The sequence below is a fragment of the uncultured Aquimarina sp. genome (assembly GCF_947495315.1).
Taxonomy (GTDB): domain Bacteria; phylum Bacteroidota; class Bacteroidia; order Flavobacteriales; family Flavobacteriaceae; genus Aquimarina.
On sequence record NZ_CANLYD010000043.1, the window covers coordinates 1 to 838 of the forward strand.

An 838-nucleotide genomic window follows, 5' to 3' on the forward strand; every position below is an offset into this window, starting at 1 on the left:
ACGTTGTGCTTAATTTACCAAAATGCGAATAATCGAGATTAACGGAAATAAATTTTCAAATATGAAAGGATTCTATCGAGAAGTGGAATCAAAAATGACTTTCGGATTGAATTGGAAAATTGGACGGAACCTTAATGCATTTAATGATGTCTTATATGGAGGATTCGGAATTCATGATGTTGATGAAAAGTATATCCTAAAATGGCATCGAAGTGAAAAAAGTAAATCTGAACTTAAATATTTTGACGCAATAATTGAAATTATTAAAGAACACAAGAATATTGAATTACAACTGACCTAAATGCTATTCTGGAAAACTGAAAATAAAATTGAACCTAAAAAGGAATTTAACTCTAAAATCAGAGAGTATTATATTGGACTTTCCGACAATCAAATCCCAACTGAATTACTAAAAGAAATAATTTCAAAAGTAACAGAGCAAATTTACAGCGATTATAAAAGGTTTTGGAAACAGTATCCGAAATCAAGAAAAAGATATTCGACTTTGAGAATGGATGATATTGAACATCCATCTATTCATTTTATGATTACTGATTTTCTAAATCAAAAAAAGATTTCTAAATCAAGGGAATACTCAAAAATTCTATTCAAAATGAATGATGAGGAATTTGATAAGCACTTAGACTATAAAGATTGGTATGAAACCAAATAAAGAACTAAGCACAACAACATATATGTGATCATAGCAGCTAAGTGATAAATTGAATGGTTCTTGTATATTTGGTAAGGCGCAATGCTTGCAAAAAGTAAAAGTTAGCAACCAATGCGCAAGAAAAATCAAAAAGCAAGGTAACATTTTGCCCTGCTACGACACATA

2 protein-coding genes are annotated in these 838 nt (G+C 29.7%); both read left to right on the top strand.

From position 1 onward, the window contains the following. Window positions 1–22: 22 nt before the first annotated feature. Entirely contained in the window at window positions 23–301 is a 279-nt protein-coding gene (locus Q0910_RS28505; protein WP_299224235.1) for a barstar family protein, read from the top strand. Continuing rightward, window positions 302–673: a hypothetical protein gene (locus tag Q0910_RS28510; RefSeq protein WP_299224238.1), complete on the top strand. Its 372-nt coding sequence runs from the start codon at window positions 302–304 to the stop codon at window positions 671–673. It abuts the gene before it with no gap. Window positions 674–838: the final 165 nt, after the last annotated feature.

Coding starts and splice junctions, on each gene's coding strand:
- Q0910_RS28510 (WP_299224238.1), top strand. CDS start 302: ATGCTATTCTGGAAAACTGAAAATAAAATTGAACCTAAAAAGGAATTT.
- Q0910_RS28505 (WP_299224235.1), top strand. CDS start 23: ATGCGAATAATCGAGATTAACGGAAATAAATTTTCAAATATGAAAGGA.